Below are 6,446 nucleotides of genomic sequence, written 5' to 3' on the forward strand. Positions count from 1 at the left end.
TTATTCGGCGGGGACGGGCGCGAGCGGACGGTCGGCCGCGGCATTGTAGGGGGTTTCGGTCATCGGCTTTTCGGCGCGGACCTTGGCGCCGAGCGTCGCCCATACATTGACGATCATGATCAGGAAGCCGGCGAGGTACATCGCCCCGCCCGCCGCGCGGATCAGATACATCGGATGCATCGCCGCGACGCTCTCTGCGAAGCTGTAGACGAGGTAGCCGTCGGCGCCGTACTCGCGCCACATCAGGCCCTGCATGATGCCCGCGACCCACATCGAGGCGGCGTAGAAAACGATGCCGACGGTCGCGAGCCAGAAGTGCCAGTTGACCATGCGGAGGCTGTAAAGCCGCTCGCGGCCCCACAGGCGCGGCACGAGATAATAGACGCAGGCAAAGGTGATCATGCCGTTCCAGCCGAGCGCACCGCTGTGCACATGGCCGATCGTCCAGTCGGTGTAATGCGACATGGAATTGACCCATTTGATCGACATCATCGGGCCTTCGAAGGTGCTCATCCCGTAGAAGGCGAGCGCCATCACCATCATCCGGATGATCGGGTCGGTGCGGATCTTGTCCCACGCGCCGTTGAGCGTCATCAGCCCGTTGATCATCCCGCCCCAGCTCGGCATCCACAGCATGACCGAGAAGACCATGCCAAGCGTCTGCGCCCAGTCGGGCAGCGCGGTATAGTGAAGGTGGTGCGGGCCCGCCCAGATGTAGAGGAAGATCAGCGACCAGAAATGGATGATCGACAGGCGGTAGCTGTAAACAGGCCGCTCGGCCTGCTTCGGCACGAAATAATACATCATCGCGAGGAAACCCGCGGTCAGGAAGAAGCCGACGGCGTTATGCCCGTACCACCATTGCGTCAGCGCATCCTGGACGCCCGCGAAGGCGGCGTAACTCTTCGAGCCGAAGAGGCTCGCCGGCATCGACAGATTGTTGACGAGATGGAGCATCGCGATGGTGAGGATGAAGCTGAGGTAGAACCAGTTCGCGACATAGATGTGCGGTTCACGCCGTTTGACGATCGTACCGGCGAACACGACCAGATAGGCAACCCAGACGATCGTCAGCCACAGGTCGACATACCATTCGGGCTCGGCATATTCCTTCGCCTCGGTAACGCCCATCAGATAGCCGGTCGCCGCAAGGACGATGAACAGCTGATATCCCCAGAACACGAAGCGCGCGAGCGTCGGGAAGGCGAGCCGCGCGCGGCAGGTACGCTGCACGACGTAGAAGCTCGTCGCGATCAGCGCGTTGCCGCCAAAGGCGAAGATCACCGCCGAGGTGTGCAGCGGGCGCAGACGTCCGAAGGTCGTATATTCGAACCCCAGGTTCAGCGCCGGAAAGGCAAGCTGGAGCGCGATATAGAGGCCCGCTGCCATCCCCGCGACGCCCCAGAAGAGCGTCGCAAGCACGCCCCAGCGGATCGGGTCGTCGTCATAGACGCCCTCATTGCCCGGCATCCTGAGGAGGCCGCGCGCGATGCGCTGATAGTCGGCGCGCATCAGGGTCGCCCAGAGGGCCATGAAGCTGGCCAGGGCGACGATGAGCATATGGACGGCAAAGGGCGCATCGACCGCAAGCGCCGCCATGACCAACGCCAGCAAGGTCAGCGCAAGCCAGCCCCCCGCCTTTGCAACCAATGTGTCCATATCGCTTTTCCCTGCTCGGCGCGGCTTCGGTGCTGCGCGGTTCGGGGTCGCTCTTGGAGGCCGCGGCGGGCGAAAACATTGACCAGGATCAACGAATAGATTGCGCGGCATCAATGCTGCGGGGAGCCGGCCGGTGCAGGGAGCCCCCGTCAACGCAAGGAGCACCGACATGAAAAAAGACTATCTCTCCCTCATCGCGCTGGCCGCCGCGCTGGCGGTTCCCGGCCAGGCCTCAGCCAAGACAGGCGATATCCAGTTCAAGATCTTCGCGACCTATGTGGCGCCCGACGGCAAGATCCGCGACGTCAAGCTCGATGCGATCGGCCTTCCCGCGGGCACGCAGGCGAAGGCGGACGACAATGTCACGCCGACGGTCGCGATCGAATACTTCGTCGCCGACAATATCTCGCTCGAAACGATCGCGGGTGTCACCCAGCACGATGTGAACGGCCGGGGCGGGCTCAGCGGTGCCACGCTGGTCTCCGACGCCAAGATCGTCCCCGCGACACTCACGCTCAAATATCATTTCGGCAAGGAAGGCGGCATCCAGCCTTATGTTGGCGCCGGCCCGAGCTATTTCATCTTCATCGACGAGAAGCCGGGCGCAACGACCCGGTCGCTGGGCGCGACGCGCCAGAAGATGAGCGACAAGCTCGGGGCTGCGCTGCAAGCGGGCGTCGATATTCCGGTCAACGACAAGGGTCTCGCATTCTCGCTCGACGCCAAGCGCTATTTCCTGCGGCCCACAGCGACCTGGTACGCCGGCCCGACGCCGGTGATCAAGACGCGCCACACCCTGGATCCGTGGGTGATCAGCGCCGGGGTTGCATTCCGCTTCTGACGCGGTCCCTTGTCGGGGGGATAGCGGGCTATCCCGCTATCTCCGCGCTGTCACCAACCATCTCATCCCCGCTATCCGGATGCCGCCTGTTTTCTCTGAAATCGTTCGAAAATTTTGCAAAAGGGCTGATCTGTGCAGACTCCTGCACCGGTCGGCTACCCCAGCGTTCCCTTGCGCGGCCCCATATAGCCGAACAGATAGGCGGCGACTTTCCGCATCTGGATTTCCTCGGCGCCCTCGGTGATCCGGTAGCGGCGGTGGTGGCGATAGATATGTTCGAACGGCTTGTGCCGCGAATAGCCGATGCCGCCGTGGACCTGCATCGCGCGGTCGGCGGCTTCGCAGACGAGGCGGTTCGCCCAGTAATTGCACATGCTGACCTTGTCGGAGAGCGTGCGCTCGATCTCCTTGTGCGGCGTGCGGTCCATCTCCCACGCGGTTTTGCGGATCAGCAGGCGCAGCATCTCGGCCTGCGTCGCGAGTTCGACGAGCGGGAACTGGATCGCCTGGTTTTTCGCGAGGGCTTCGCCGAACGGCTTGCGTGTCCGTGCATAACGCACACTTTCCTCGATGCAGTAGACCGCGGCGCCCAGCGATGACGCCGCCTGCCGGATGCGGTTCTGGTGGACGAAGCTCTGGGCGATCGACAGCCCGCCGCCGACCGGGCCCAACCGCGCGCTGTCGGGCACCCAGACATCGCTGAAGGTCATCCGCGGATGGTCGGTCGGCATGTTGAAGGTCCACATATATTCGTCGACCGTCATCCCCGGCGTGCCCGTCGGAACCAGCAAGCAGGTGATGCCCTTCGCATCGCCATCCTGTCCGTCGGTGCGGCAGAAGGTCGCGCAGTGGGTCGCGACATGCATGCCGGTGATCCACATCTTGCGGCCGTTGATCAGCCAGCCGTCGACGCCATCGCGCGTCTCGCGCACCGCGCGCGTTTCCATATGCGTGGCGTCCGACCCATGGTCGGGCTCGGTCAGGCCGAAGGCGGTCCGCCGCTTGCCCTCGAAGCCGCCGAGGATGAATTCCTGCTTCTGTTCCTCGCTCGTCGCGAACTGTTCGAACATTTCGACGAAGGGGAAGTTGCCGACGATGCTATGCTCGTTCTGGAGGTCGTTGTGGAGGCCGAGACCCTTCGCGGCGAAATGCTCGCGGATCACCGCCATCCACAGATTGCTGCCATCCTTGCCGCCATATTTCTTCGGCGCGGAAAAACGCCAGTGGCCCGCGGCATCGGCGCGCCGCGTCGCCTGGCGCAAAAGCTGCTCCCACTCGTGCCGCGGCAGACCCTGATTGTCCCAGTCGGTGCGGCTATGCTCGCGGCGATGGTCGAAGAAGCGGATATTGTCGCCAGCCTCTTCCAGCGGCCTGATCTCGGCTTCGATGAAGGCATCGAGTTCGTCCAGATAGGCCTGCAAATCGGCCGGAACAGCAAAATCCATCCTCTCTCTCCCCTTTTATCCTATCCGTTCCACGCCGCGCGCGCTGCCGCCAGCGCGGCATATTTGGGGCTGTCGACCGCGCATTTGTCGAGCGCCGAGCGGCGCAGGCGCGCGAGCAGGCCCGGTTCCGCCAGCGTTCGCTCGCCCGACAGCAGGGCGTCGGACAGCGCCTTGTCCTCGGCGCGCACGCCGGTCTCGAGGTCGCGCATCACGATGCCGAGCGCATTCATGGCGACCACCGCCTCGAATTTGTCGTGCCCTTCGGACTTCGGCTTGACCGCACCCTCGATCCAGTCGCGCACCGCCTGCACCATCTCGCGGTTCGTCGGCTCGCCAACCGGCGCGGGCATGGCCGCGGGCGATGGCGGCAGCGTTCTCGCCTTCTCGATGTCGGGCGCCTCCGCCCCGATGAGTTCGACCAGGTCGAGCTCCTGCTCCGCCGTGCGCCGTCCGATGACGACGCGCTCGACCGTCGGGTCGGTGCCGTTCCGCCACGCCTGCCCCATCTGCAGACAGCCGAGCGCCCACCAGAGCGTGCGATAGACGAGCCAGAAGCGGAACCGCGCCCGATCGACCGGGAGGCCGCCCGCCGCCCGATAGGCGGCGAAATAGTCCTCGAGACTGCCGAGGCCGAAGGCGGGCCGATCGATCCGGCCGAAGCGCCACACCGCCATGCAGCCGAAGGCGAGATCCTCGTGCGCGTCGCCCAGATGCGCGAGCTCCCAGTCGAGCACCGCGGCGAGGCCGCCCGCGTCCTTCGCGAGATCGACCATCACATTGCCCATGCGATAGTCGCCATGGACGAGCACCGGATCGGCAGGCGCGGGCAGATGATCCTCGCACCAGCGGATCGCGAGCGCGATCGCCGGACGATCGCCGCCATAGGACAGGAACCTCGTCTTGAGTTCCGCGAGCGCCTCGGCGGTGTCCATCAGCGGGATTGCGGCGGGAATCGCCGCGCGCGGGATCGCGTGGATGCGCGCGAGCTCGCGGCCGAGGTCGGCGAGCAGGGATGGCGGCGGGTCCGCCAATATCTTCGCCGGGCTCACCTCGGCGACGATGCGGCGCATCACATAGCCGGTGCCCATGCCGTCGGCATCGGACAGCACGCCGACCACTTCGGGCGCCTTCACCCCCGCCGCGTGCGCCGCCATCACCAGCGCGGCCTCGTCGGCATGGCCATAGGGCCGGCCCGCCATATAGTCCGCCGACGGTGCGCGGCGCAGGACATAGCCCACCGATCCCGCCGGGCCCGACCAGTCAAACGACCAGCTTTCCATATTCGCACCGCCCGACAACCGAACCGGGCCCGACAATGCGCCCCGGCCGAGAATACGGGTCATGAATAGGCCGAGCTTCTCGTGCAGATCAGCCATCGCCCCCACCGTCGCATCCCCCCCATCAATCTTTACCTGGCATCATGATAATACAAACCCGCCGGCCGACCGATGCAAGGGGCGGAGGTATCATTCCGCAGGTCCGGATGTTTTTCGTGCACCGGCACGCTGCGAGAGGCATCCCCCTGGCCGCAGCAGACCGCGCCGACATCGCCATCCAACACCCCTTGCGTTCGTCCGTCGATTAAGCCACAAGTTTACGTGAACGTAAAGGTAAAGACCAGCGAACAGCCGAGAGGATTTCTTCCCCATGACCGACGTCCCCAGCTTCGACAGCATCAAGCTCGAAATCGCCGACACCGTCGCGACGATCACGCTCAACCGTCCCGACCGGCTGAACTCGATGCCGCCCGCGATGGCCGACGATATTCGCGCCGCGCTCGATCATCTACCCGGCCTCGGCGCGCGCGCGCTGCTGATCACCGGCGAAGGACGCGGCTTCTGTTCGGGCGCCGATCTGGCGGAGGACCGCTCGGGTGGCGGCGCGGTCGGCGGCGGAGCGCGAAGCCGCAATGCGCTGCGTGGCCATTACAACCCTATGCTGCTCGCACTCGCGAATCTCGACATCCCGGTCGTCGTCGCGGTCAATGGCCCCGCGGCGGGCGTCGGATGCAGCTTTGCCCTGTCGGGCGATTTCACGATCGCGGGCAAGAGCGCCTATTTCCTTCAGGCCTTCGTCAACATCGGCCTGGTTCCCGACGGCGGCTCGTCGTGGCTTCTCCCACGCCTGGTCGGCGTGCCGCGCGCGCTGCAGATGATGATGCTGGGTGAGAAGATCTCGGCAGATCAGGCGGCCGACTGGGGCATGATTTACAAATGCGTCGAGGATGCGGACCTGCTCGCCGAAGCGAGGGCGCTGGCGACGCGCCTTGCGAACGGCCCGACGATCGCGCTCGGCACGATGCGGAAAGTGCTGCGCGACGGCCTGACGCAGGATTTCGCGACCACGCTCGACGCCGAAGCCAGGGGCCAGTTCGTCGCGGGTGGCACCGCCGACGCAATGGAAGGGATCATGGCCTTCCAGCAGAAGCGCAAGACCGAGTTCAAGGGTCGGTAAAGGGCGTCGCCCCCGCGAAGGCGGGGGCCGCCTTCGGCCTTGCCCCA

5 protein-coding genes are annotated in these 6,446 nt (G+C 65.2%); 2 read left to right on the top strand and 3 right to left on the bottom strand.

The window, feature by feature from the left end:
- Positions 1-1,659 (bottom strand): cytochrome-c oxidase, cbb3-type subunit I, encoded by a 1,659-nt coding sequence (ccoN, locus tag J1N50_RS02555; protein WP_215350070.1) that lies wholly within the window; start codon positions 1,657-1,659, stop codon positions 1-3.
- Positions 1,660-1,828: 169 nt separating this feature from the next.
- Here ccoN and J1N50_RS02560 point away from each other — a divergent pair, with 169 nt between their 5' ends.
- Positions 1,829-2,500 carry an OmpW/AlkL family protein gene (locus tag J1N50_RS02560; RefSeq protein WP_215350072.1) on the top strand — a complete coding sequence of 224 codons (672 nt, stop codon included), beginning with the start codon at positions 1,829-1,831 and terminating at the stop codon, positions 2,498-2,500.
- Positions 2,501-2,655: 155 nt separating this feature from the next.
- Here J1N50_RS02560 and J1N50_RS02565 read toward each other — a convergent pair whose 3' ends face one another.
- A complete protein-coding gene (locus J1N50_RS02565) occupies positions 2,656-3,945 on the bottom strand; it encodes an acyl-CoA dehydrogenase family protein (RefSeq protein WP_215350074.1) in 1,290 nt (429 codons plus the stop codon).
- A gap of 20 nt (positions 3,946-3,965) precedes the next feature.
- Positions 3,966-5,321: a phosphotransferase family protein gene (locus tag J1N50_RS02570; protein WP_215350076.1), complete on the bottom strand. Its 1,356-nt coding sequence runs from the start codon at positions 5,319-5,321 to the stop codon at positions 3,966-3,968.
- 271 nt (positions 5,322-5,592) lie between these two features.
- Here J1N50_RS02570 and J1N50_RS02575 point away from each other — a divergent pair, with 271 nt between their 5' ends.
- Positions 5,593-6,399: an enoyl-CoA hydratase-related protein gene (locus J1N50_RS02575; RefSeq protein ID WP_215350078.1), complete on the top strand. Its 807-nt coding sequence runs from the start codon at positions 5,593-5,595 to the stop codon at positions 6,397-6,399.
- The last annotated feature ends 47 nt before the right edge of the window (positions 6,400-6,446 follow it).

This window comes from Sphingopyxis soli, assembly GCF_018682675.1.
GTDB classification, from domain to species: Bacteria; Pseudomonadota; Alphaproteobacteria; order Sphingomonadales; family Sphingomonadaceae; genus Sphingopyxis; species Sphingopyxis soli.